The sequence below is a fragment of the Amycolatopsis sp. NPDC005232 genome, from assembly GCF_040607795.1.
Lineage (GTDB): Bacteria > Actinomycetota > Actinomycetes > Mycobacteriales > Pseudonocardiaceae > Amycolatopsis.
Genome location: NZ_JBEXHL010000007.1, coordinates 41,905 through 66,355, shown reverse-complemented (window position 1 = coordinate 66,355; position 24,451 = coordinate 41,905). Strand labels below are relative to the sequence as shown.

At 70.9% G+C, this 24,451-nt stretch carries 23 protein-coding genes; 16 read left to right on the top strand and 7 right to left on the bottom strand.

The annotated features are described in order from the left end of the window. Positions 1-65 precede the first annotated feature (65 nt). A complete protein-coding gene (locus ABZU76_RS15420) occupies positions 66-260 on the top strand; it encodes a hypothetical protein (RefSeq protein ID WP_354869442.1) in 195 nt (64 codons plus the stop codon). 32 nt (positions 261-292) lie between these two features. On the opposite strand, the gene ABZU76_RS15415 is transcribed toward ABZU76_RS15420, so the two are convergent. Beyond that, positions 293-865, bottom strand: a complete 573-nt coding sequence (locus tag ABZU76_RS15415; RefSeq protein WP_354869438.1) for a TetR/AcrR family transcriptional regulator — start codon at positions 863-865, stop codon at positions 293-295. Between the two features lie 105 nt (positions 866-970). Here ABZU76_RS15415 and ABZU76_RS15410 point away from each other — a divergent pair, with 105 nt between their 5' ends. Continuing rightward, positions 971-2,020, top strand: coding sequence for an aldo/keto reductase (locus ABZU76_RS15410; protein ID WP_220242072.1), 1,050 nt, complete (start codon positions 971-973; stop codon positions 2,018-2,020). 197 nt (positions 2,021-2,217) lie between these two features. Here ABZU76_RS15410 and ABZU76_RS15405 read toward each other — a convergent pair whose 3' ends face one another. Continuing rightward, complete coding sequence (locus tag ABZU76_RS15405; RefSeq protein ID WP_354869435.1) at positions 2,218-3,057, bottom strand: SDR family NAD(P)-dependent oxidoreductase; 840 nt, start codon at positions 3,055-3,057, stop codon at positions 2,218-2,220. Positions 3,058-3,202: 145 nt separating this feature from the next. Here ABZU76_RS15405 and ABZU76_RS15400 point away from each other — a divergent pair, with 145 nt between their 5' ends. The 3 genes from ABZU76_RS15400 to ABZU76_RS15390 all read left to right on the top strand — a co-directional run bounded on the left by ABZU76_RS15400 (position 3,203) and on the right by ABZU76_RS15390 (position 5,752). Next, entirely contained in the window at positions 3,203-4,036 is an 834-nt protein-coding gene (locus ABZU76_RS15400; RefSeq protein ID WP_354869432.1) for a helix-turn-helix transcriptional regulator, read from the top strand. Between the two features lie 182 nt (positions 4,037-4,218). After that, the gene (locus ABZU76_RS15395; protein ID WP_354869429.1) at positions 4,219-5,055 is read left to right on the top strand and encodes a helix-turn-helix domain-containing protein; all 837 of its coding nucleotides are present in this window, start codon (positions 4,219-4,221) and stop codon (positions 5,053-5,055) included. A gap of 73 nt (positions 5,056-5,128) precedes the next feature. Further along, the gene (locus ABZU76_RS15390; RefSeq protein ID WP_354869427.1) at positions 5,129-5,752 is read left to right on the top strand and encodes a dihydrofolate reductase family protein; all 624 of its coding nucleotides are present in this window, start codon (positions 5,129-5,131) and stop codon (positions 5,750-5,752) included. Between the two features lie 120 nt (positions 5,753-5,872). Here ABZU76_RS15390 and ABZU76_RS15385 read toward each other — a convergent pair whose 3' ends face one another. Together ABZU76_RS15385 and ABZU76_RS15380 are read right to left on the bottom strand one after the other, a co-directional pair. After that, the gene (locus ABZU76_RS15385; protein WP_354869425.1) at positions 5,873-6,544 is read right to left on the bottom strand and encodes a fasciclin domain-containing protein; all 672 of its coding nucleotides are present in this window, start codon (positions 6,542-6,544) and stop codon (positions 5,873-5,875) included. 133 nt (positions 6,545-6,677) lie between these two features. Further along, a complete protein-coding gene (locus ABZU76_RS15380) occupies positions 6,678-8,246 on the bottom strand; it encodes a molybdopterin-dependent oxidoreductase (RefSeq protein WP_354869422.1) in 1,569 nt (522 codons plus the stop codon). Positions 8,247-8,403: 157 nt separating this feature from the next. Between ABZU76_RS15380 and sigK the strand changes: the two genes are divergently transcribed. Next, positions 8,404-9,009: an ECF RNA polymerase sigma factor SigK gene (gene sigK / locus ABZU76_RS15375; RefSeq protein ID WP_354869420.1), complete on the top strand. Its 606-nt coding sequence runs from the start codon at positions 8,404-8,406 to the stop codon at positions 9,007-9,009. After that, entirely contained in the window at positions 9,006-9,728 is a 723-nt protein-coding gene (locus ABZU76_RS15370) for an anti-sigma factor (RefSeq protein ID WP_354869417.1), read from the top strand. The genes sigK and ABZU76_RS15370 overlap by 4 nt, the downstream gene beginning before the upstream one ends. A 180-nt stretch (positions 9,729-9,908) precedes the next feature. Here ABZU76_RS15370 and ABZU76_RS15365 read toward each other — a convergent pair whose 3' ends face one another. Further along, positions 9,909-10,667, bottom strand: a complete 759-nt coding sequence (locus ABZU76_RS15365) for an LLM class flavin-dependent oxidoreductase (protein WP_354869415.1) — start codon at positions 10,665-10,667, stop codon at positions 9,909-9,911. A gap of 167 nt (positions 10,668-10,834) precedes the next feature. Between ABZU76_RS15365 and ABZU76_RS15360 the strand changes: the two genes are divergently transcribed. From ABZU76_RS15360 to ABZU76_RS15325, 8 genes are all read left to right on the top strand, one after another. Continuing rightward, positions 10,835-11,035: a hypothetical protein gene (locus ABZU76_RS15360; RefSeq protein ID WP_354869412.1), complete on the top strand. Its 201-nt coding sequence runs from the start codon at positions 10,835-10,837 to the stop codon at positions 11,033-11,035. Between the two features lie 222 nt (positions 11,036-11,257). Continuing rightward, complete coding sequence (locus tag ABZU76_RS15355; RefSeq protein ID WP_354869410.1) at positions 11,258-11,392, top strand: hypothetical protein; 135 nt, start codon at positions 11,258-11,260, stop codon at positions 11,390-11,392. A 129-nt stretch (positions 11,393-11,521) separates the two neighbouring features. Continuing rightward, positions 11,522-12,370: a molybdenum cofactor guanylyltransferase gene (locus ABZU76_RS15350; protein WP_220242060.1), complete on the top strand. Its 849-nt coding sequence runs from the start codon at positions 11,522-11,524 to the stop codon at positions 12,368-12,370. A 38-nt stretch (positions 12,371-12,408) separates the two neighbouring features. Then, positions 12,409-14,211 (top strand): aldehyde ferredoxin oxidoreductase C-terminal domain-containing protein, encoded by a 1,803-nt coding sequence (locus ABZU76_RS15345; RefSeq protein ID WP_354869407.1) that lies wholly within the window; start codon positions 12,409-12,411, stop codon positions 14,209-14,211. A 53-nt stretch (positions 14,212-14,264) separates the two neighbouring features. After that, a complete protein-coding gene (gene fdhF / locus ABZU76_RS15340; RefSeq protein WP_354869404.1) occupies positions 14,265-17,219 on the top strand; it encodes a formate dehydrogenase subunit alpha in 2,955 nt (984 codons plus the stop codon). Continuing rightward, a complete protein-coding gene (locus ABZU76_RS15335) occupies positions 17,216-18,946 on the top strand; it encodes an NAD(P)H-dependent oxidoreductase subunit E (RefSeq protein WP_354869401.1) in 1,731 nt (576 codons plus the stop codon). The genes fdhF and ABZU76_RS15335 overlap by 4 nt, the downstream gene beginning before the upstream one ends. Further along, the gene (gene glp, locus ABZU76_RS15330; RefSeq protein ID WP_354869398.1) at positions 18,943-20,163 is read left to right on the top strand and encodes a gephyrin-like molybdotransferase Glp; all 1,221 of its coding nucleotides are present in this window, start codon (positions 18,943-18,945) and stop codon (positions 20,161-20,163) included. Before ABZU76_RS15335 ends, glp begins: the two co-directional genes overlap by 4 nt. Next, positions 20,160-22,067, top strand: coding sequence for a molybdopterin biosynthesis protein (locus ABZU76_RS15325; protein ID WP_354869395.1), 1,908 nt, complete (start codon positions 20,160-20,162; stop codon positions 22,065-22,067). The genes glp and ABZU76_RS15325 overlap by 4 nt, the downstream gene beginning before the upstream one ends. Before the next feature lie 49 nt (positions 22,068-22,116). Here the strand turns inward: ABZU76_RS15325 and ABZU76_RS15320 are convergent, their stop codons facing one another. Further along, positions 22,117-22,842, bottom strand: coding sequence for an NIPSNAP family protein (locus ABZU76_RS15320; protein WP_354869393.1), 726 nt, complete (start codon positions 22,840-22,842; stop codon positions 22,117-22,119). After that, entirely contained in the window at positions 22,839-23,318 is a 480-nt protein-coding gene (locus ABZU76_RS15315; protein WP_354869391.1) for a hypothetical protein, read from the bottom strand. The genes ABZU76_RS15320 and ABZU76_RS15315 overlap by 4 nt, the downstream gene beginning before the upstream one ends. 50 nt (positions 23,319-23,368) lie before the next feature. Between ABZU76_RS15315 and ABZU76_RS15310 the strand changes: the two genes are divergently transcribed. Next, a complete protein-coding gene (locus ABZU76_RS15310) occupies positions 23,369-24,388 on the top strand; it encodes a WYL domain-containing protein (RefSeq protein ID WP_354869389.1) in 1,020 nt (339 codons plus the stop codon). Positions 24,389-24,451: the final 63 nt, after the last annotated feature.

Here is a 24,451-nt window from a genome sequence, read left to right as displayed (position 1 = left end):
CGGAAAAACGCTCCTGGCCCGGCTGGGCGACCGCAAGGCTTTCCCTCACCTCGGAGGCGAGCGGCGTGCTCGTACCCTTGGAGAAAGCGTTTTCTGGCGGCGCGGTCTTGACCATTTCCTGCATCGTGACCCCGGGCTTGTTGGGCGTCGGCGGCGCAGACCTGGAACGGCCCTTCGGCGGCGGCTCCTTCGTACTTCCCGGCGCCGACCGGTCCCGTGGCGAATACCTCGGCGAATCGCTCTTCGACGCTGCCGTCTGACCAGCGCGGCTGTGCGCCCGGAAAGCGCCGCCTCAGACCGCCTGCAACCCCGAGAAAACCGCCGCCACAAGCCGCCGCCCCTGGGCGGCACCGGCGTCGTTGTTCGGGACCCGCCAGAGGAAGCTCATCAGCAGGATGATGTCCGCCGGGTCGTGACCCGGTGCGATGGTGCCCTCCGCGACGCACGCGTCGACGAGCTTGGTCACCGCCGCGGTGGCCGGGGCCCAGGAGGCGGTGATCAGGTCCTGGGCGGCGGCGCTGTGCAGCGCGTCGCCGAGGCCGTGCTTGATGCGGATGTACGCGGCGAGCGTCTCGAACCACTCGATGAAGGCGGCCTTCGCCGAGGGCTGGCGGGCCAGCACCTCGTCGGCGGTGGTGGTGAGGCGGTCGATGTCGTGCTGGTAGGCCGCCAGGATCAGGTCTTCGCGGGTGGGGAAGTGGCGGTAGAGCGTCCCGGCGCCGACGCCGGCGCGCTTGGCGACCTCGCTGAGCGGCACGAGGGGGTTCTGCGCGAACAGCTCGTGCGCGGCTTCGATGATCGCGACCCGGTTGCGCGCGGCCGCTTTGCGCTGTGTGCCGTAGGTGCTCGGCGTCCCGTCGGTCATGCCTCCGATCATGCCCCACCTTTGACTCGCGGAGAATCCTCCGCTAGTTTCGGAGGCACTTGCGGAGGATTCTCCGCGAGTTTGCCTCGACAGGAGACACTCCCCATGCGTTATGTGAAGCTCGGTACCACCGGCCTCGACGTCTCGCCCATCGCGATCGGCGCGATGACCTACGGCGAGCCGGACCGCGGCCATCCCGTCTGGTCCCTGGGCGAACAGGACGCCCGCCCGCTGATCAAGCACGCGCTCGAGGCCGGCATCAACTTCTTCGACACCGCCAACATGTACTCGAACGGGTCCAGCGAAGAGATCCTCGGACGCGCGCTGAAGGACTTCGCGGATCGCGACGACGTCGTCATCGCCACCAAGCTGCGCCACCCGATGCGTCCCGGTCCCAACGGCAGGGGGCTCTCGCGCAAGGCGATCATGTCCGAGGTCGACCACTCGCTGCGGCGGCTCGGCACCGACTACATCGACCTGTACCAAGTGCACCGCAACGACCACGCGACGCCGCTGGAGGAAACCCTCGAAGCGCTCGGCGACCTCGTGAAGCTGGGCAAGGTGCGCTACCTGGGCGCGTCCTCCATGCACGCCTGGGAATTCGCGAAGGCCCTGCACCTGCAGCGCGAGCACGGGTGGGCGCGGTTCGTGTCGATGCAGGACCATTACAACCTGCTGCAACGCGAGGAGGAGCGCGAGATGATCCCGCTGTGCCTGGACGAAGGCGTCGGCACGATCATCTGGAGCCCGCTGGCGCGAGGCCGCCTCGCCCGCGCCTGGGACGACGCGAAGGCGACCGCCCGGGCCGCGACCGACGGCGACTTCGCCGACCTGCTCTACTCGCCCGCCGAAGAGGCGTCGAACCGCGCGATCGCGGACGCCGTCGGCAAGGTGGCCGCCGCACACGGCGTGAGCCGCGCGCAGATCGCGCTGGCCTGGCTGCACCGCCAGCCGGTGGTGACCGCCCCGCTCGTCGGTGCCGGGTCGGTGCAGCAGATCGACGACGCAGTGGCCTCCCTGGACGTCGTCCTCACCGACGACGAGGTCCGCTCGCTCATCACGCCGTACACCCCGCGCCACGACTGGCAGGGCATCTCCGACGAGGCCGAGCTCGACGCCATCCGCGCCCGGGTGCCGGGCATGGCCCTTTCGTAGCCGGCCGGTGTTCGGCAGGGCAGGTCCACAAGCGACACACCCGGACCGAGGACTTGCCGTTCAGACGCTCGCCACCGAACACGGGTCGTTGTTCTGCAAGGACATCAGCGACGTCGAACACGACCGCGGGAATCCGGCGGTACCAGAGCGGTGCCGATCTCAGTTCCCGGTGGGAAAGCCTGGCGCCGCAGTACCGGTCAAGAGCCGGCTGCCGAGCCGTGAGCGGCACGCGAGAGACCGTCCCACTTCTCCCAGCCCTCGAGGCGCCGCGCGTACTCCGCGCGGACCAGGTCCAGGCCGCCGGTGCCGAACAGCACCCGCAGGGGCGGTTCCTCGGCGTCGGCGAGTTCGAGCACGGCCTGGCCGGTGGCTTCGATGTCGCCGGGGACGAAGTGCGTGGCCCTGTCGTCGTGCGCTTCGCGAATGTGGGCGTAGGCGTCGTCGGGCCGGGTCTGCGGGGAGTTGGCGGCCAAGCCGGTCTGGAAGACGATCGGCTCGATGAGCGTCACCTTGATGTTGTAGGGGGCGACCTCCGCCGCGAGCGACTGGCTCACCGCCTCCAGCGCCCACTTCGACGCGTGGTAGAGACCGAGCGCAGGGTAGGCCACGACCCCGCCGAGCGAGGAAACCTGGAGGATTCGGCCCCCGCCGCGGGCACGCATGCCCGGCAGGACGGCGCGGGTGGTCCACATCGCACCGAAGTAGTTCGTCTCCATCTGCTCGCGGACCTGCTCGTCCGTCGCTTCCTCCACGGCGCCGACGAGCATGTGCCCGGCGTTGTTCACCAGCACGTCGATGCCACCGAAGTGCGCCTCGGCCGCGGCCACGGCTTCACGGACGGCCGTCGCGTCGGCGACATCGAACCCCAGCGGCAGCACCTGGTCGCCGTAGGCGTCGACGAGCGGCTTCAGCGACGCGGCATCCCTGGCCGTCGCCGCGAGCCGGTCGCCGCGCCCCAGCACGGCCCGCGCCCACGAAGCGCCCAGCCCCCGCGACGCCCCGGTCAGAAACCAGGTCTTCGGGCCTTGTTCGGTCATCACGTGCTCCTCTGTCGTGGGAAGCCGGTGGTTCCGGCCCCTCATCCACCACATTCCGGCGCGGGCGGCCACGCAGGCAGAGCGAGCTCTTCCCAGGGACCGGCAGTCCCTGGCTGACCGGGGCTTCCGGAGCGACACTGGGCCGATGGACTCCGGACAGCTCTCCCACTTCCTGCGGGTGCGACGCGAGGCGCTCACCCCTGGCGAGGTGGGGGTCACGTCCTCGACGCGGCGTCGCACGCCCGGCCTGCGCCGGGAGGAGGTGGCCGGGCGCGCGGGCATCTCCACCGACTACTACACCCGCCTGGAACAGGCCCGTGCCCCGAAACCGACGTCGTCGGTACTGCGCGGCCTGACCCGCGCGCTGCGCCTGACGCTGGACGAGCGGGACCACCTGTTCCGGCTCGCCGGGCACACCGCGCCCGACCGGCTTTCGACCGACGACCACGTTTCCCCCGTGCTCCTCGGCCTGCTGGACCGCCTGCACGACATGCCGGCGCAGGTGATGACCGACCTCGGCGAGGTCCTGGCGCAGAACGCCCTCGCCACCGCCGTCTTCGGCGATCACACCCGGCTCGACGGGCCGGACCGCAGCCTCGTGTACCGGTGGTTCACGTCGGAGGACGCCCGGGCCGCGTACCCGCTCGAAGACCGGGCCCAGGAGTCCCGGCTGCTGGCCGCGGACCTGCGCGCCGCACTCGTGCGCCGAGGCGACGCACGAGCACGGGCACTGGTCGAGAAGCTGCTGCGGGACAGCACGGAGTTCGCCGAGCTGTGGTCCGCGCACGACGTCGCGGTGCTGCGCAGCCGCCGCAAACGCATCCTGCACCCCGAAACCGGCGTCCTGGAGCTCGACTGCCAAGCGCTCCTGGAGGAGAACCGGTCGCAGATCCTGGCGCTCTTCGTGCCCGTCCCCGGCACGGACACCGCCGACCGCCTCGAGCTTCTCGGCGTACTCCGGGCCGGCCAGGACCGCTGACGACCGGCCGGTCAGCGTCGGCGTCGAGCGACGGCCCGGTCAACCGGATATTCGGAGCATGCCTGTGCGCCGAGGGCCGTCCCGCTCGATGGCGCGTGGCTTCCCCGGACCCAGCACACGTTGCCGCCGGCGGGCGCGGCGAACTCCTCGCCATCTGAACCCTCCTCGGTCACACTGAGCCGATGGACTACGTCGGCCGGGTGCCCGCGCCGCCGCTGGACCGGTTCATCGACGACATCTACTGCCTGACCGGGGTGCCGCGCCATCGCCGGATGACCGTGCCCCCGATGCCGTCGGCGCATTTGTTCGTCAACTTGGGCGGACCGTTCGTGGTGCGCGAATCCGACGCGCCGCCTGTGCTGGTGGCCGGTGGGTTGTTCACGGGAGTGCGGACGAGGCGGTTCGTCGTCGAGTACCCCGGCTGGGTGCGGCTGGTCGGGGTGCACTTCAAGCCGTGGGGGATTTCGCCGTTCGTCGACGTGGCGGCGACCGAGCTGCGGGACCGCTGGGTCCCGGCCGACGCCGTGTGGCCGCGGTCCGCGGATCGGCTGCGCAACCGGCTCGGCGACCTCACTTCGGCCGCGGAGGCGTTGCGGGTCGTGGAGGAGGAGCTGCGTGCGCGGCTGGCCGAGACCGCCCCGCGCGGTCTCGACCTGGTCCAGCACACCGGCAGGTGGCTGGAGACCGCCCACGGCACGATCCCGGTCGGTGCGCTCAGCGATGCCGCCGGCGTCAGCGGCAATCACCTGGCCGCGCAGTTCAAGTCCCATGCCGGGCTCACCCCGAAGCGGGTGGCGCGGATCTACCGCTTCGCACGCCTGATCCTGTCTGTCGACCCGCGGGGCCTGGTCGACTGGCCGGACCTCGCGCACCGGGCGGGCTACTTCGACCAGGCACACTTCAGCAAGGAGTTCAAGGACTTCACCGGCCACACGCCGACCGGATACCTGACCCTGCGGCGCCGATTGCCGGCCGAGGAAGGGTTCCCGCCGGACAGCGGCCCGATGCCCGCCGAGTGAATTTTTACAAGCCCGTCGCCCACCGGGGACGGCAGGATCGGGGCATCCGCGCGAGGAGATCCGAGGAGTACTGGTGGGCACGGTGATCATGCACAACGTGGCGTCGGTGGACGGCTTCATCGCCGACGACAAGGACGACGTCGGCCCACTCCACGAGTGGTACTTCAACGGGGACAACCCGATCATCGAACGCCCCGGCCGGCAGGGAGAGCAGGACTTCGACCATTCCGGAGCCGGAAACGCCTTCAAGGTCTCCAGCGCTTCAGCGGACTACGTCCGGTCGATGTGGGAGAAGATCGGCGTGATCGTGATGGGCCGCCACCTGTTCGACCTCGTGAACGGCTGGGAGGGCAAGCCGCCCGCGGGCGACCACGTGGTCGTCGTGTCGCACCGGCCCAAGCCCGAGGGCTGGCACCCCGAGGCGTCGTACCACTTCGTCGGCGATGTGGCGACTGCGATCGACAAGGCCCAGGAGCTCGCCGGCGAGCGGACCGTCGCGGTGAACGCCGGCGACGTGGGCGGCCAGATCCTCGCGGCCGGCCTCGTGGACGAAGTGGCGATGGACGTGGTGCCGGTGGTCTTCGGGTCGGGCAAACGCTATTTCGGCGGCATCGACGGCCAGTATCTGCTGGAGGATCCCCACATCGTCATCCAGGGCGCCGGGGTGCTGCACCTCGGATTCAAGGTGCGCCGCTGACGCTGTCCACTGTGGCCGGCCAGGCGAGGCAGGGGCTTGGAGACCGCAACGAGCCCGGCGTGGCCTGTGGGCAAGCACGCCGGGCTCGTCGTCCGGAGGGGTCCTCGTGGGACCTCGGGGTCAGTTCTTGTTGGTGCCCGGAGTGAGGACCTTGTCGATGACGAAGACGGTGGCGTTCTTCGTCGGGATGTTGCCGCAGAGGATCTTGGCGCCGTTGACAGTCATGTTGTCGCCGGTGCCTTCGATCTTGAGCGGGCCGCCCGCGGTGTTGAGCGAGGTGACGGAGCCCGCGGCGGCGAGGCCCTTGGCGTCGTAGCGCTTGCCGACGACGTGGTACTGCAGGATCGGCGCGAGCTGGTCGGGGTTCTGGGCCAGTTCGGTGAACTTCGCGTCGCCGAGGGCGTTGAACGCCGGGTCGGCGGGGGCGAAGACGGTGATGGCCTGCTGGCTGTTGAGCGTGTCGACGAGGTTGGTGGCCTTGACCGCGGCGACCAGCTTGGTCAGCAGCGGATTCGTCGACGCGGCCGACGCGACCGGCTGCGGGCCCATGGAGTCGAGCGAGCCGGGGGAGTTGCCCTGCGGCAGCTGGGAACACGCCGGGCCGAAGACGTCGGCGTTGGTGGTCATGCCGTTGGAGGCGCCGGAGTCGTTGCTCGACGACATCGGAGCCGACGACGACGGTGCCGGGGCGCTGCCACCGGACGAGCCACTGTCGGTGCTGCTGCCACAGGCGGCGAGGGCGAGGGCGGCGACAGCGGTGACGCCGATTGCGGCGATACGAAGGGATTTCACGGGATAGCTCCGTTCACAGTGGACAGATGTGCCAGGACCGGCCGCAGTGGGGTCGGCGGGTGTTTCTCATGAGGGATTCGGTGCCGGTCGGGGAAAGGATTGGTGCGGATGGCAACTCTTTCGAGTGAGCCGGTCAGGTCGCGATGAACGTGGTGGAGTGCCAGCCGGTGGCGCCGTCGGGGACGGTGCCGGCGCGCGCGTCGGTCTGGGTGTAGCCGGTTTTGTCGGTGGCGCGGACGAACACCTGGTGGGTGCCGGGTTTCACGGCGATCTGGGTCCACCACATGCGCCAGGTATTCACGTTGACCTCGGTCGAGAGGGTGGTCCGTTGCCACGGGTTGTCGTCCACTTTGATCTCGACGTCGGCGATGCCGTTGTGCTGCGACCACGCGACACCGGCCAGCCGCACCGCGCCCGCCGGCACGGTGTCGAAGCCCTTCGGGGTGTCGATGCGTGATTCGGTCTTGATCGGTGCCTGCTCGCCCCAGCCGCGTTTGAGCCAGTACGCCTGCCGGGCCTTCCAGGTGGTCACCTCGATGTCCACGACCCACTTGGTCGCCGACACGTAGCCGTAGAGCCCCGGCGTGACCAGCCGTGCGGGAAATCCGTGTTCCAGCGGAAGCGGTTCCCGGTTCATCCCGATCGCGAGCATCGCGCCGCGGCCGCGATCCAGGGCCGCCGCTACGGGGGTGCCGGAGGTCCAGCCGTCGACACTCGTGCAGAACAGCTGTTCCGCTCCCGGCCGCACCCCGGCTTCGGCCAGCAGGTCGGCCAGGTCGACCCCGATGAAGTCGGACGTCGACACGTAGTCACCACCGACCTCGTTGGACACACAGGTCATGGTGATCGTGCGTTCGACCAGCGGGCGGTTTCGGATGTCGGAGTAGCCGTAGCGAAGCTCGCGCTCCACCATGCCGTGGATGCGCAGGCTCCAGTCCTCCGCTCGCAGCTGCGGTACCGACAGCGCCGTGTCCACCCGGTAGAACTTGGGGTTGGGCGTCAGGAACGTCGGTGTCCCCAGCTTGGCGAAGTCGGCGTCGGCCGGGATCGCGGGCGCGGATTTCGCGGGCACGAGGGCACCGATCGCCGCCCGGGACGCCGTCGCGTCCCGGGTGCCGCTGACCAGCTGGCCGGCCCCGCCGAGTACCCCGGCCCCGACGAGAGCACCCGCTCCGCCGAGGAGAAAGGACCGCCGCGACGTACCCCCGGACCGCTCGGCCGGCGGGTTCTTGCGGGGCGCGATCCGGTGCAGCAGCAGGAAAACGGCCACGCCCACCACCAGGCTCGCCGCCGGCGCCAGCAGTGCCACGGTGGTCAGGTCCGGCCGCTGGTACACCGCGAACCCGCCGAGCAGCCCGAACAGGGCGACGATGACCACGCCCGGCCGGGGCGAGCGCAGCGACAGCACCCCGGCGACCGCGGCCGCGGCCACCATCACCGCGGCCATGCCGCCGAGCAGCACGACTTTGTCGTAGGTGCCGAACGTCCGCACCGCGAAGTCCTTCAGCTCCACCGGCGTCAGGTCGATCGCGCCGTTGCCGACCGCCAGGTAGGGCGAGGCGTTGACGCTGATGAACCCGGCGACGAGGTGCCCGGCCGCCAGCGCCGCGAACAGCGCCAGCACGCCGCAGAGCGCCGCGGAGGGGATGCGTAGCCGTGGGGGCGCGGCGCTCGGCACGGCGGGGGCTTCGGTGGTGGCCATACCGGTCATTCGGCCCCGCGCGGCTTCCGGATGGGCATCTGCTCGGGTGAGTTTTCCGATCGGCACCCATACACCGCGCAACCGGTGGCGAATACCCGGTGACCCGCCGGCCGAGTGCCGGCGGCTTACTCGGCGCTTCGGCCGGGAGGGATCTGACATGGCCGGTCACGCCGGGACGTTGACGAGGACACTGCCGCCACTATCCACAGTGGAGGAACCGGTGACGTCCGAGTCCCTGCTCGCGAGGGTGGCGCACGGGGACGAGGCGGCGTTCGCCGCGCTGTACGACGAGCTCGCGGGCCCCGTGCTGGGCATGGCGGTGCGGGTGCTGCGGGACCGGGCGCAGTCCGAGGAGGTCGCGCAGGAGACGTTGCTCGAGATCTGGCGCAAGGCCGCGACTTTCACGGCCGGACGGGGGAACGTGCGGTCGTGGGCGCTGACGATCGCGCACCGGCGGGCGATCGACCGCGTGCGTTCCGAGCAGTCCGGCTCCGACCGGGAGGCCCGCGCCGGCCGCCTGGACCCGCGCCGGGACTTCGACGAGGTCGCCGAGCAGACGATGCTGCGCCTGGAACGCGACGAGGTCCGGGCCGCGCTCGCCACGCTCACCGACCTGCAGCGCCGTTCGATCGAGCTCGCGTACTACGACGGGTACACCTGTCGCGAGGTCGGCGACCTCCTCGACGTCCCCCTCAGCACCGTCAAGTCACGCCTGCGCGACGGACTCCTCCGCCTTCGGCACGCCCTGGGAGCACGAGCATGACCGCCGCCGAAACCCACGCCCTCACCGGCGCCTACGTGCTCGACGCCATCGGCGACTTCGAGCGGGCGCAGTTCGAACGGCACCTGCGCGACTGTGAGGTCTGCGCCCAGGAGGTGAGCGAGCTGCGGGCCGTGGCGGCTCTGCTCGGCGTCGCCGCCGACGCCGAGCCGCCGGCCCGGGCGCGCGCGGTCGTGCTCGCGCGGATCGCGGCGACGCGCCAGGCTCCACCGCTCGTTCACGAACCACAGCCCGCGGCCGGCGTCCCTCGTCGGTGGCGAACGCGGGCGGCGATCACGGTCGCCGCCGTCGCGGCAGTGGCCGCCGGTGTCGTCGGAGGCATCACGCTGGGCGGCGGCCCGGGCGGCGAGCGCGGCTCGGCGGTCGTGACCGCCGACGCGCGGATCCTCGCCGCACCCGACGCGGTCACCGTCACCGTGCGCGCGGCCACCGGCGGGACCGGTACCGCCGAGGCCTCCCGCGGCGTCGCACAGGTCGCGGTCTCGCTCGACGGCGTCGCGGCGCTCGACCCCGCGCACGCCTACCAGGTCTGGCTGATCGGCCCACGCGGCCCGCAGTCGGCCGGCCTGCTCCACCCGGACTCCGGCGCGCTGGTCAGCGCACTGCCCGCCGACGTCGACCACATCGCCGTCACCACCGAACCCGCGACCGGATCACCCCGGCCCACGACTCCGGGGGTGCTCCGATTCGACCTCGGGTGAGCAACTGTCCATTTCGTACCTGGCTGTGGAAAGTCCAGCTTGGAAGTCCCTGTTTGAAAGTCCCTGTTTGAAGGTCCACAGTGGAGGAAAACACGTGGCTGCGCACGCGTACGATCCGGTCCACCACGTCGCCGACGGGAACGAGCTGGCCCGCGAGCTGGACTGCTACCTCGCCGACGGCTACGACATCGAGTGCGCGGCCGACGGATGGCTGGTGCTGCGCCGCGGATCCGCACGGATCACGGTCGTCACCGCCGCCGCACTCCCCGGCTTGTCCGCGACCAGCGCGACGTCGGGGCGGGCCGCGTCGTCGAGGGTGTCGGGTGCGAGCGCGACGAGGCTGCCCTGGGGCGGGCGCGGGGTGATCAGCGGTCCTTTGACCGAGAAGGTCTCGCCGTCGAAGTCGACGTGGTGCACTTTGCCGGGATCGAGGTAGCGGCCGGTCTCGACGTCCTTGATGACGGCGTCGTCCTCCCACGAGTCCCACAGCCGCCGGACGACCTCGACGACGTCGGCCACTTCCTGTCGCAGCGCGTCGGACCCGAGCGGCGGCCGGCCGACGGTCGCCAGCGCCTCGGGCCGGGCGGTCGCGCCGACCAGCCACGCGGCACGCCCGTGGGTGGCGTGTTCGAGGCCGGCCAGCTGGGCGGCGAGGTGAAAAGGTTCGGCCGTGGTGACGTGGGACGCCGGGGCGAGCCCGATCCGGTCCGTCAGCGTCGCCACGTACACCGCCCGCGTGGTGGCGTCGAGCCGGTGGCCGCCGTCCGGTGGCAGCGGTGAGTCGTCGAAGGTCGCCAGGGTGACGCCCGCGCGCTCCACACCGGCCACCACCTCGGCCAAGTCCCTGGGGGACAACGGATCGGCGCCGGGATTCGCCGTCGACGTGCCGTCGATCTCCAGCGCGATGTGCAGGGGACGGCTTCGTGTGCGGGAGGTCATGCACCACCACCTCGGTCGTTTTCCCCACAGCTACTGCCTTTCGGTGCTCGGTCGCACCCGAGCTCAGGATGTGGGCGGTTTTGTTCTCCCGCCGGGTGGACGGGGCTGGACACGGCCGTGTCCGCGACGAGAATGGAAGACCGGTCTGGTGCGGGAGGCTGAGGACGATGAGGCGAGCGATCCGGGCAATGGCACGAGCGGTCACCGGCTGCGGCTGGGTGCTTGCACCTCCGTCCGCGCCGCTCGACTTCGGATTCGTCGTGCCCGCGCCCCGCCCGGCGGCGGCCGATGTGCCGAGCGTGCCGCTCTCACGCCGGGAGCGCGAGACGTTCCGGCGGATCGTGCAGGACTACGTCGCGTCGGAGTGACTGTCCACAGTGGCATCCGCGGTCAGGCCAGGCCGCCGAGGACTTCGAAGGTCCGGGCCTGGTCTTCGGGACTGCCGAGATCGGTCTGCGTGAACACCACTTCGGTCGCCCCGGCGTCGAAGTACCTGCGCGCCGCGGCGGCGACGGCGGTTTCGTCCCCGATGACGGCGAGCTCACCCGCAGATCGCCCATGACGTCGCCGTGATGTGTCAGGGGCGGATCGTGGAAACCGGCACCACCGAGGACCTGTTCACCAACCCGGGCCACGAATACACCCGCGAACTCCTCGCCGCGATCCCCGGCAACCGGCACCCGCTCGCACCGGCCGGTGACGGCGGGAGCGCGGGACCTCCGTGATGCGCACGGTGTACGGCAGCCGAGGTTGGCCGCCTGGGTGACTTGTGAATCGACAGCCGGCGCGAGCGGTTACGCGGCCGGGTCGTTGTTTCTCGCCACTGTCCGTGACTCGCGGCTATCCTCCGTCAGATGCAGAGCGAGGCGGGTGTGGTCCTGGCGGGAGGGCGCTCATCCCGGATGGGCCGGCCCAAAGCGGGCTTGGAGTGGCACGGCTCGACGTTGCTGTACCGGACGTGCGCGGTGCTGGGCCGGACGATCGACGGCCCGGTCGTGGTCGTCGCGGCGGCCGGGCAGGAGCTGCCCGACCTGCCGGCGGGGGTCGCGGTAGTTGAGGATCCGGTCGAGGGCCTCGGGCCGATGCAGGGTGTGGCTGCGGGGTTGGCAGCGGTGGCGGAGCGGGCCGAGGTCGCGTTCGTGTGCTCTACGGACATGCCGTTGCTGCATCCCGCGTGGGTGCGGCGGGTGCTGCGCGGGCTGGCGGAGACGGGCGCGGACATGGTCATGCCGTTCGCTCGGGGATTCCGGCAGCCGCTGGCCGCCGGGTACCGGACGTCGCTGGCCGGGCTGATCACCGGGCTGATCGGAGAGGGGAACCTGCGGCCGGGGATGTTGTTCAAGCACTGCGACGTCATCCAGCTCGACGACGCGCAGCTGCTCGACGACCGCAACTTGGCGCGGCTCGATCCGCGGCTGGAGTCGGCGGTCAACGTGAACACGCCGGAGGACTACGCCGAGGTGCGCAGCCGCCCGGCGCCGGAGGTGACGGTCGAGCGGTTCGGGGCGCTGGCGGGCAAGGACGGGCATCGGCCGCGCACGGGCCGGGCGGCGACGCTGGGTGCGGCGGCCGCGCTGGCCGGGCTGGCGTTGGACCGGCACGTGGTCGCCGCGGTGAACGGTGAGCAGGTCACGCGGGATCCGTTGATGCCACTCGTGACGGGGGATTCGGTGGCGTTCCTGTCGGCGGACGCCGGCGGCTGACCGCGCCACAACCGCCCGAACGGGCCTACAGTCAGGGCATGGCGCCGGGAGGCTTTTTCGGACGGGCACTGGTCGTCAACGTCGGCGACGACACGGCGACCGGCGAGACGTGCGAGCTGGACGAGCGGGTGCTGCGCGCGTACCTCGGCGGTGTCGGGCTGGGTACGTGGCTGATGCACCGGTTCGCGCCGCCGCGGGTGGATCCGCTGGCACCGGAAGCGCCGTTGGCGTTCGTGTTCTCGTCTCTCGTGGGCACGCCGCTCACCACCAGCGCGAAGTTCGCCGTGGTCGCCAAGTCCCCGTTGACCGGCTTGCTGACCGACGCGCTGGCGTCGAGCCAGTTCGCGATCGCTGGGAAACTGACCGGGCACGACGCGATCGTCATCCGGGGCCGCGCGGCGCGGTTGTCGGTGCTGCTCGTCGACGGTGCCGGGGTGCGGCTCGAGCCGGCGCCGGAGCTGGCCGGGTTGTCCGCGGCCGACGCCGAAACGCAGGCCCGACAGAGGTTCGGGCGCGGCTGGCGCACGGCGGCGATCGGGCCGGCCGGGGAGCGGCAGGTCCGCTACGCGACGATCAGCCACGACGGCCGCCATGCCGGACGAGGTGGGCTCGGCGCGGTGCTGGGGGCCAAGAACATCAAGGCGGTCCTCGTGCGGTCGGCGACCAAGGTGGCGGTGGCGGACCAGGCCGGGGTGCTGGCCGCGGCGAAGGATCTGCGGCGGCGAAGTTTCGGCCCGGCGACGGCGAAGTACCGCGAACTGGGCACGCTGGCGAACCTGCTGGCGTTCAACGCGGTCAGCACGCTGCCGACGCGCAACTTCACCTCGGCCACCTTCGACGGCGCGCCGAGGCTGGCCGCCGAGGAGCTGCACGAGCTGCGCGGGGTGGCCCGCAACAGCTGCGCGTCCTGCTCGATCGGCTGCGAGCACATCTACTCCCGCAAGGGCGGCGGCAGCCAGCGGATGGAGTACGAGAACGTGTTCGCCCTCGGCCCGCTGTGCGGGGTCTCCGACCCCGATGACGTGTTCGCCGCCAGCGCGAAGTGCGACGAGCTGGGCCTGGACACGATCTCGGCCGGCGGCACCATCGCGTGGGCCATGGAGTGCGTCGAGCGCGGCCTGATCGACGAACCGTGGCTGAAGTTCGGCGACGGCGCGGCCCTGCTGCGGGCACTCGAGGCGATCGGTACCCGTGAGGAAGGGCTGGGCGAGCTGCTGGCCCAGGGGTCGCGGCGCGCGGCGGGGGTCGTCGGGCATGGCTCGATCGGTTTCGCCCCGCAGGTGAAGGGCCTGGAGCTGCCGGGTTACGAGCCGCGCAGCCTGCAGTCGATGGCGCTGGGCCTGGCGGTGAACTCGCGCGGCGCCGACCACAACCGGTCCGGCGCCTACGAAGCCGACCTTTCGGGCGAGGTGAACCGGTTCCGCGGCGGCGAGGCCCACGTCGGCGCGGCGATCGGCACGGAGGACCGGGCCGCGGTGATGGACTCGATGATCCTGTGCAAGTTCCTGCGCGGGGTGTTCGAGGACCCGTTCAGCGAGTGGGCCACGCTGTTGTCCCTGGTCACGGGGTGGCCGGTGGACTCAGCCGAGCTGCGTACCACGGCCGCGCGGATCGTCCGCGCGAAGCGGGCGTTCAACCAGCGCGAAGGGGCGACCGCGAAGGACGACACCCTGCCGCCCCGCCTGCTGGAAACGCCGCTGGAACTGCCTTCCGGCCGCTCCGCGACGTTGACCGCTCAGCGGTTGCAGGCCATGGTCGACAGTTATTACGTTGCCCGTGGGCTCGATGAGGAAGGCCGGGTGCGCGCGAGCGACCTTCCCGATCTTCTCCTCGACGCCTGACTTACGAGGGTATGTTGTATGCAGCATCCGCTCGCCTGCGACGGAGGTCAGTGATGACGACAGTCGACGAGCCCGCCACGGCGGTGCGCACGGTGACCACGACGATCGACGGCCACTCCGTGACGGTGCCCGAAGGAACCAGCATCTACAACGCGGCGCAGCAGGCCGGCGTGGACATTCCCGTGCTGTGCCACAACGAACGCTACGACCCCGTCGGCGTCTGTCGGATGTGCGTGGTTGACACCGGCGGCCGGGTCTTCGCCGCCGCGTGCGTGCGCCCGTGCGAGGACGGCATGGAAGTCAAGACCAGCACGCCCGAGCTTGAACGCAACCGCGCGACGCTGACGGAGCTGCTGCTGTCGGACCAGCCGGATCGCGCTGAGGACCCCAAGCAGACCACGACCGGCGACAACCTGTTGCTGGAGCTGGCCGACCGGTTCGACGTCGCCAAGGAAACCACCGACCTGCCCTGCGGATCCGGGCGCGGCACGGACCTGTCCAACCCGGTCATCAGCGTCGATCACGACGCCTGCATCCTGTGCGACCGGTGTGTGCGGGCGTGCGACGACATCCAGGGCAACGACGTGATCGGCCGCTCCGGCAAGGGCTACTCGACGAAGATCGCCTTCGACCTCGACGACCCCATGGGCTCCAGCTCGTGCGTCACCTGCGGTGAGTGCGTGCAGGCCTGCCCGACCGGTGCGCTGACCAACAAGGCGATCAACCTCATCCCGATCCAGCCCCGCGAGCAGCTCGACGCCGTCGACAGCGTCTGCCCCTACTGCGGCGTCGGCTGCGCGCTGACCTACTACGTCGACCGCGACCGTGAGGCGATCTCCTTCGCCGAAGGCCGGGACCAGCCCGGGTCGAAGAGCCGGCTGTGCGTGAAGGGCCGGTACGGCTGGGACTACGCCGCCTCACCACAGCGGCTCACCATGCCGCTCATCCGCATCGACTCGTCGTACCCGAAGGGCCCGCTGTCCGCGGACGTGCGGGGTGACGCCGAGAACGACCGCGGGCGCAGTGGAGGCGGTGGAAACCGCAGTGGTGGTGGCCGGAGCCAGAAGCGCGGCCGTGACGGCCGGCGCAAGCCGGGCGGGCTCGTCGACTACGACGAGGTCATGCCGCACTTCCGCGAGGCGACCTGGGACGAGGCACTCGACCTGGTCGCGCGGCGGCTCAAGGAGATCCACGCGACCGGCGGGCCGGGCGCGATCGCCGGGTTCGGCTCGGCGAAGTGCTCCAACGAGGAGGCCTACCTCTTCCAGAAGCTGATCCGGGCGGGGTTCGGCACGAACAACGTCGACCACTGCACGCGGCTGTGCCACGCGTCGTCGGTCGCGGCGCTGTTCGAGGGCGTCGGCTCGGGCGCGGTGTCCACGACCTACGGTGACGTGGTCAACGCGGACGTTGTGATCATCACCGGGTCCAACCCGACGGCGAACCACCCGGTCGCCAGCTCGTTCTTCAAGCAGGCCCGCCGCCGTGGCACCAAGATCGTGTACGTGGACCCGCGCGCCAGCACGGTGGCCGAGCACGCCGACTACCACTGCCAGGTCAAGCCCGGCACCGACGTCGCGTTCTACAACTCGATCATGTACGAGGTGATCCGCCTCGGCCTGATCGATCGCGAGTTCATCGCCGAGCGGGTGTCCGGCTACGACGAGCTCGCGCGCACGGTCGCCGAGTACCCGCCGGAGCGCGCCGCGCAGATCACCGGCGTGGACGCGGACCTGATCCGCCAGGTCGCCCGGGAGTGGGGCGAGGCGGGCGCGGGCGTCATCTACTGGGGCATGGGCATTTCCCAGCACACCACCGGCACCGACAACGCCCGTTGCCTGATCGCGCTGTGCTCGATCACCGGCAACGTCGGGCGGCCCGGCGCCGGCCTGCACCCGTTGCGCGGCCAGAACAACGTGCAGGGCGCCTCCGATGCGGGTCTGATCCCGATGTTCTACCCGGACTACCAGGGTGTGGACCTCGACGGCACCCGGAAGCGGTTCGAGCAGGCGTGGGGCACGGAGCTGGATCCGAAGCGCGGGCTGACCGTCACCGAGATCATCGGTTCCGTGCTCAAACCCGGTGGCGTGCGCGGGATGTACATGCTCGGAGAGAACCCGTTCCTGTCCGACCCGAACATCAACAAGGTCCGCAAAGCCTTGGCAGCGCTGGACTTCCTGGTCGTGCAGGACATCTTCCTCACCGAGACCGCCGAGTTCGCCGACGTGATCCTGCCCGCGTCGTCCTACCTGGAAAAGAACGGCAGCTACACCAACACCGACCGGCGGGTGCAGCTGGGCCGCAAGGTCATGGACCCGCCCGGGCAGGCGAGGGTCGACTGGGAGATCGTGCAGGACATCGCCCGGCGGATCGGCCTGGACTGGAACTACTCGGCGCCCAGCGAGATCTTCGACGAGATGGTCGCGCTGATGCCGTCGTACAAGAACCTGCGCCACGACAACCTCGGCCTGTCCGGCAAGCTCTACCCCAATGCCGATCCGGAGCACTCCGACGGCACCGTGGTGCTGTTCGACGAGCGGTTCAACACCGACGACGGCCTGGCCCACCTCGTCGCCGCGCACTGGCTGCCCGCCAAGGAACTCCCGGACGCGGAGTACCCGCTGGTGCTCAACACGGGCCGGCTGCTGGAGCACTGGCACACCGGGTCGATGACCCGGCGCTCGTTCGCGCTGGACTCGATCGCCCCGATTCCGGAGGTGTACATGCACCCGAAGGACGCCGCCGACCGGGGCCTCGCCCACGGCGAACGGGCCCGCGTGCGGTCGCGGCGCGGGGTGATCGAGCTGCAGGTGCGGATCTCGCACCGCGAACAGCTCGGGAACTGCTTCATCCCGTTCCACTTCCGGGAAGCCGCGGCGAACCTGCTGACCATCGACGCGATCGACCCGTACGGGAAGATCCCCGAGTTCAAGTTCTGCGCGATCCAGGTCGAGGCCCTGGGCGCGGCGCACACGGAATCCGTCACGGCGGCGGGAGTCGCGGAATGACCTTGAGTTCCGAGCGGGTGCCCGGTGTCGAGGCGCGGGCGGGCAAGTTCCCCGGCCCGTCGCTGATCCCCGCGCTGAACGCGATCCAGGCCCGGCTGGGCTGGCTGCCGCGCGAGGAGCTGGAGGAGCTGGCGCGCGATGTGCGCCGGCCCCTTTACGAGATCGAGGGCCTGATCTCGTTCTACCCGCACTTCCGCACCACGCCGCCGAAAAAGGTGCAGATCAGCGTCTGTCACGACCTGTCGTGCTGGCTGCGCTCGGGCGAAGACCGGATTTCGGCGATCAAGCGGCAGTACGGCGAAGACACCGACGTCGAGCTGGTCGAGGTCTCGTGCCTGGGCCGCTGCGACGCCGCGCCCGCGGCCGCGGTGAACGAGCACCCGGCGCCGGTGTCCGAAGTGGACACTTTGGTCACCGCCGCGCGGGGCGGGCGAGTCGGGCCCGCGACGGCGACGCGGCGCGAGGAACCGTGGCCGAACGACCCGTACCCGGGCGGCTCCGGTGTGGGCGACCGCTACCGGTCGTTGCGCGCGTTGCTGGCCGGTGAGGTCAGTGCCGAGGCCGTGGTGGCGACGCTGAAAGACTCCGGGCTGCGCGGCATGGGCGGCGCCGGGTTCCCGACCGGGCAGAAGTGGAGCCTGGTCGCGGGCGCCCAGCCGGGCACGGTGAAGTACGCGATCTGCAACGCCGACGAGTCCGAGCCGGGCACCTTCAAGGACCGGCAGATCCTCGCCGAGCAGCCGCACCTGGTGCTGGAAGGGCTGCTCCTGGGCATGGCGGTGGTCGGCGCCGAGCAGGGCTGGGTGTTCATCCGACACGAGTACGGCCCCGAGGAACACGTGCTGCGCGAGGAGATCGATGCGCTGCGCGAGGCCGGGGTGATCGGCCCGGACGCGTGCGGCAGCGGGCGCCGGCTGGAGCTGGACATCTTCGTCTCGCCTGGCGGCTACATCCTCGGCGAGGAGACGGCGCTGCTCGAGTGCATGGAAGGCCACCGCGGCGAGCCCCGCAACAAACCGCCGTTCCCGGGCAACTACGGCCTGCACGGCCGCCCGACGCTGATCAACTCCGTGGAGACCTTCGCCGACGTGCCGGTGATTCTGCAGCGGGGCGCGGACTGGTGGCAGTCGCAGGGCGTCGGCGACTCGACGGGCTGGAAGTTCTTCGCCGTTTCCGGGCACGTGACCAGCCCGGGTGTCTATTGCGTGCCGATGGGCACCACCGTGCGGGAGCTGATCGACACCGCCGGTGGTGTGCTCGACGGCGCGGCCGTGGGCGCGGTGCAGCCGGGTGGGGCGTCGTCCAATTTCATCGGTCCCGACCGGCTCGACCTGCGGCTGGACTTCGCGTCGCTGGCCGAGGCCGGCACCATGCTCGGCTCCGGCGCGCTGGTGGTGCTGGCGGAGGGCACCGACCTGCTGGCCGCGTCGACGAACGTGCTGCGGTTCTTCCGCAACGAGTCGTGCGGCAAGTGCGTGCCCTGCCGGGTCGGGTCCACCAAAGCGCACACGCTGCTGAGTGGTGTGCTCGATTCGGGCTCCGAGCTGGACGACGCCGGACGGGGGAAGGTCCTGCAGCTGGAAGAGGCCATGCGCAAGACCTCGATCTGCGGGCTCGGCCAAGTCGCGCTCGGGCCCGTGGTGTCCGTGCTGGGCTTGGCCAAGGGCGCCGCCGCGGCCCGTCCGCACCCGAAGCCCGAGGGCGCGAAGGACCAGCCGGATCGGTGAGCGGACGCGAGTTCTTCACCACCCGCACCGTCGCCGAGGCCCTCGCGGGGTTCCGCCCTTCGCACCGCACCGCGGTCGAGACGGTCGCGTTGGCGGCGGCTTTGCACCGGGTGCCGGCCGGGGACATCCCGTCCCCGCACGCCCTGCCCGGCTTCGTCAAGTCCACAGTGGACGGATTTGCGGTCCGGGCGGCGGACACCTACGGCGCCTCCGACGGCCTGCCGTCCTACCTCGACCTGCTCGGCGCGGTGCGGATGGGTGCGGCGCCCACAGTGTCGGTGCGGCCGGGCGGCTGCGTGGCGATGCCGACCGGCGGCGTGCTGCCCGAGGGGGCGGACGCGGTGGTGATGGTCGAGTTCACCGCCGAAACCATGCCGGGCACGATCGAGGTCACCCGGCCGGTCGCGCCGGGCGGCGGGCTCGTGCGTGCCGACGACGACGTCGCGACCGGCGCGTCGCTCGTCCCGGGCGGACGGCCGCTGCGTGCCCCGGACCTGGGCCTGCTGGCCGCCGCCGGCGTGGTGACCGTGTCGGTGCACGCACGGCCGCGGGTCGTGATCATCTCCACCGGCGACGAGGTGGTTCCGCCGGAGACCTCGTCGCTGAGTGCCGGCCAGGTGCGTGACGCCACGGCGTCCGCGTTGGCCGGCTTGGCGCTCGACGCCGGTGGCGAACCCGTGCTCGGCGGCATCGTGTCGGACGAACCCGGAGCGTTGAAGGACAAGCTGACCTCGGTCCTGCCCAAGGCGGATCTCGTGGTCGTGTCGGCCGGGTCGTCGGTCGGGGCCCGGGACGAGACCGCGGGCGCCGTCGCCGCGGTCGGTGAGGTGTGGTGTCACGGCCTGGCGATCAAGCCCGGGAAGCCCACGCTGCTGGCCGAGTGTGCTGGGGTTCCGGTGATCGGCCTGCCGGGCAACCCGCTGTCCGCGCTGGTGGTGTTCGGGCAGATCGGGATTCCCCTGCTGTGGCGGCTCAGCGGCTGCGAGATCCCGCCGGCCCGGCCGTCGACGCGGGCGCGGCTGTCGCGAGACCTGGCCTCGGCCGCCGGGCGGCTCGACGTGGTGCAGGTGCGCGTGCGTGACGGCGTCGCCGAGCCGTTGTTCGGGCCGTCGGCGCTTCTGTCGGTGCTGACCCGGGCGGACGGGTACGTGGTCATTCCTGAGCCGGCGACCGGGCTGGACGGCGGCCTGGACGTCGATGTCACGCTGTACGCATGAACAGCCCGTTCATCTCCGACGTCCCCGCCGCCCAGGCCCACGACGCCTGGCGGGAAGCGCGGGCCGCGGCCGGGTGCCCGGCGCGGGTCGAGGCGATCCGGGTCCCCGTCGGTGCCGCGGTCGGCCGGGTCACGGCGGAACCGGTGTGGGCGCAACGGTCTTCGCCGGCGTTCGACTCGTCCGGGATGGACGGCATCGCCGTGCGCGCGGCCGACACCGTCGGGGCGTCGGAGACGACGCCGGTGGTGGTGACGGACTTCGAGGTCGTCGACACCGGCGACCCGCTGCCGCCCGGGTACGACGCGGTGGTCATGCGCGAGCACGTCCACCACACGCCCGACGGTGCCGAACTGCACACCGCGGTGCCGCCGTATCAGCACGTGCGCTCCATCGGCGAGGACATCAGCGCCGCCGAGTTGCTGTTGCCCGAGGGCCACCGGCTGCGCCCGGTCGACGTCGCCGCCAGTGCCGCCGCCGGCGTCATCGAGCTGTCCGTGCGGCGGGCGCCGATCGTGGTGATCATCCCGACCGGCGACGAGATCCGGCCGATCGGGACCGAGCTGCGGCCGGGCGAGATCGCCGACACCAACTCGGTCATGCTGGCCGCGCAGGCCCGCGAGGCCGGCTGCGACGCGCGGGTCACCGCCATCGTCGCCGACGACCCGGCCGCCATCACCGCCGCCGTGCGCGCAGCCGCGTGCGAAGCCGACCTGGTCATGCTCATCGCGGGATCCAGCGCGGGCCGCGACGACTACACCGCCCGCGTCGTCGCCGAAGCCGGAACCGTTGCCGTGCACGGAGTCGCGGTGCGGCCCGGGCATCCCGTGGTGCTCGGGACGGTGACGGGCGAGAAGGGCACGCCGATTCTCGGTGTTCCCGGCTATCCCGTCTCCGCGGCTCTCACCTTCGACATCTTCGCCGCGCCCCTGCTGGCCGAGCTCGAAGGTGCCGCACCGCGCGAGCGGCCCTCGACGACCGCGCGGCTCGCCCGGAAACTGCCGTCGGTGGTCGGGATGGACGACTGGGTGCGCGTGCGCCTCGGCCGCGTGCGCGACCACGTCGTCGCGACGCCGCTCCCACGCGGCGCCGGTGTGCTCACCTCGCTCGTCCGCGCGGACGGGCTGCTCGTCGTCCCGGCCGGCGTCGAAGGACACCACGCCGGCACCGAGGTCCAGGTGGAGCTGCTGCGCGGGCTCGCCGAGATCGACCGCACCATCGTTGCCATCGGCTCGCACGACCTCGTCCTCGACCTCGCGGCCTCGGCGTTGCGCGCCGCCGACCCGCTGGTGACGCTCGCTTCCTCCAACGTCGGGTCACTCGGCGGCCTGGTCGCCCTGCGCGACGGGCTCTGCCACCTCGCCGGTTCACACCTGCTCGACCCGGCCACCGGCGAGTACACCCTGCCCTACGTGGAGCGGTTGCTCGGCGACGACGCCGCGGTGATCCGGCTCGTCCACCGCGACCAAGGCCTACTCGTGGCGCCCGGAAACCCGCTGGGCCTCAAGGACGTCGACGACCTCACGCGTCCCGGCGTGCGCTACGTCAACCGCCAGCGCGGCGCCGGCACCCGCGCCCTGCTCGACCACGAACTGGGCCGCCGCGGCATCGATCCCGCCGTCATCCCCGGTTATGCCCGGGAGGAACACACGCACCTCGCCGTCGCCGCCGCGGTCTCCGCCGGCCGCGCGGACACCGGGCTGGGCATCCTCGCCGCGGCCCGCGCCTTCGGCCTCGACTTCGTGCCTGTCGCGCAGGAACCCTACGACCTCGTGATGCGCGCCGCGGACGTGTCGCACCACCTGCTGGCTCCCCTGTGGACACTGCTCGCGGATCCGGGCTTCCGAACACGCGTCGAGAAGCTCGGCGGCTACTCCTGCGCCCAGACCGGCGAACGCATCCGCTGAGTCAGGCGGTTCCGTCCTCCGGCTCCTTGTGCCGGGGCTTCGCCGAGGGTCAGCGCAGATGTGACCGTGCCGTGGGACGTAACCGCAGCTGTTGCATGGGCAACGTGGCGCTGTGTTCGAGAACCGGCAGCACGTGCTCACGCCATCCGGCCGACGCGGCGAGGCGGGTGTGGTGGGCGCGGTAGGCCGCATCATCGTCGAAGCGGTTGATCCACACGACGACGTTCTCCTCGCGCAGGGGCAACGCCGGGAAGTTGTTGACGGACGGATCGGTGACGAACACAGCGATGGGTACGCCGCCGGCCGCAACGAGTTCGGGGAGGACCGAGTCGAGGACGACCGCGCGGAACGGTTCATCGATCGGCCGGTCGCGGTGGACGACGGTGACGCCGACCACCGAGCGTGGCTGTGTGGCGGAATCGCGAGCAGTACCGAACCGCGGATACCCGTCGGCCAGCCGAAGCGGGTTCAGCAGCAACGCGTTGTCCGAGTCGACCATGGTGGCGTTCGCCCGGTCCCGATGTGCCTGCCACACCGGCCCGCCGTAGAAGGCCGGCAGGCTCGCACCGCGGGCGGCCATCGAGCCGAAGCCGCGCAACCACACGAACCGGTCCGGGTCGTCGAGATCGCGGAACTGTCCGACGACGTGCATGCCGACGTCTTCCTGTCCGTCGACGAAATATCTGTCGAACAGATCGATCAAGGTGTCGCGGCGACCCGGCCGGAGCGTGTACTGCCGCAGGTCGACCACTTCGGAGCGCGGGATGCTTGTCACTGGGCTTCCCGGGTGAAGCGCATCTCCCAGTTGTCCACCCACGTCGTGCCGCCGTCGACGCTGAAAGCCTGCCGCCAACGCGCGGTCGTGTCCGAGATCTCGGACCACACGAACCGCACTCGCACCGGCCGGCCGTCCACCTCGTCGGTGCCGTAGAACGTCCCGACGCCGTCGGTGAACCGCCCTCGCACCGGTGGCTCGAGCCGTCCGACCCGGTTGTTCACCCAGTAGATCGTCCAGTCTTTCCGCTCCTGGTCGTACGTGCGGATGGTGAAGCCGTAGTGGCCTGGCTCGGCGAGGGACACCTCGTCGACGTGGATCGCTCCACCGTGATGGGTGCGCGCGTTCGTGATGCCCTCGAATTCGATCCAGTCCGAAGTGCTGTCGAGCGGTGAGCTCAGCCGCCGGTGGCGCACCTGCCAGGTTCCGGTGAAGAAGTCGAAGTCGTAGGCGGGGCGCCGCTCTGTCTGCGTCATGCGAGCAAGTCTGCTGGCCAACGCTGACACCGTATGGCAGCTTTAAGTCGATGAACCAATCCGGCGTCCGTTCCGGGCGCCTGCTCTCGATCCTGCTGCTGTTGCAGGCGCGCCGCACCGCCACCGCCCGCGAACTCGCCGCCCACCTCGGCGTCTCGATGCGCACCGTGTACCGCGACGTCGAGGTGCTGTCTCAGATGGGCGTCCCCCTCTACGCCGAGAACGGTCGCGGCGGCGGCTACCGGCTGGTGGATGGGTATCGCACCACGCTCACAGGCCTGACCTCGCAGGAATCTCTGGCACTGTTCCTCATCGGACTCCCGGCGCCGGCGGCCTCACTCGGACTGACCGAACAGGCCCGCTCGGCCGAGGCGAAGCTGCTCGCCGCCCTCGGACCCCATCACGAAGAGCGAGCGAACCGGCTACGCGATCGCTTTCTGCTCGACCTGCCCGCCTGGTACAGCTACGCGACCACCCCCGCGGCTCTGCCCACGCTCGCCGACGCGCTGCTGACGAACCGGCGGGTGCACGTGAGCTACTGGCGCTGGGCCGAACCACGCGAAGTGCGCCGGACCCTCGATCCGCACGGCCTCGTCGTCAAGAACGGCGTCTGGTACCTCGTCGCCGCCGACCGCACCCGCGGCACCACGTCACCACTGCGGACCTACCGGGTGAGCAACATCCTGGAACTCCACACCGAGGACGTGACATTCGAGCGCGTCACCCCATTCGACCTCGCCGAGTTCTGGCAGCACCACCTGACCGACTTCGATCGCCGGCGCCTCACCGCGACAGCGCACATCCGGGTCGCTCCCGAACTCGTCGCAGAACTGCCGGACCTCGGCGACAGCAGCCTCGCCGACGCCGTCCGCCACGGCTCTCGCGACGAGCAGGGCTGGGTACTGGCGGAACTGCCGATCGAATCGGCAGCGAAAGGCGCCGTACAGCTGATCGGGTACGGCGGTGGTATCGAGGTGGTGTCACCACCTGAACTTCGCACCGAGCTCGTCGCCTTGGCCAAGGCTGTGCTGAAACAGTACGCGAACGGTTCTGGGCTGTCCGAAGGTTGACGCACGACCAGTGAAGCGGGGCAGAGCACTGCATATGGCCATAATTGTTGACTGTATTGAATA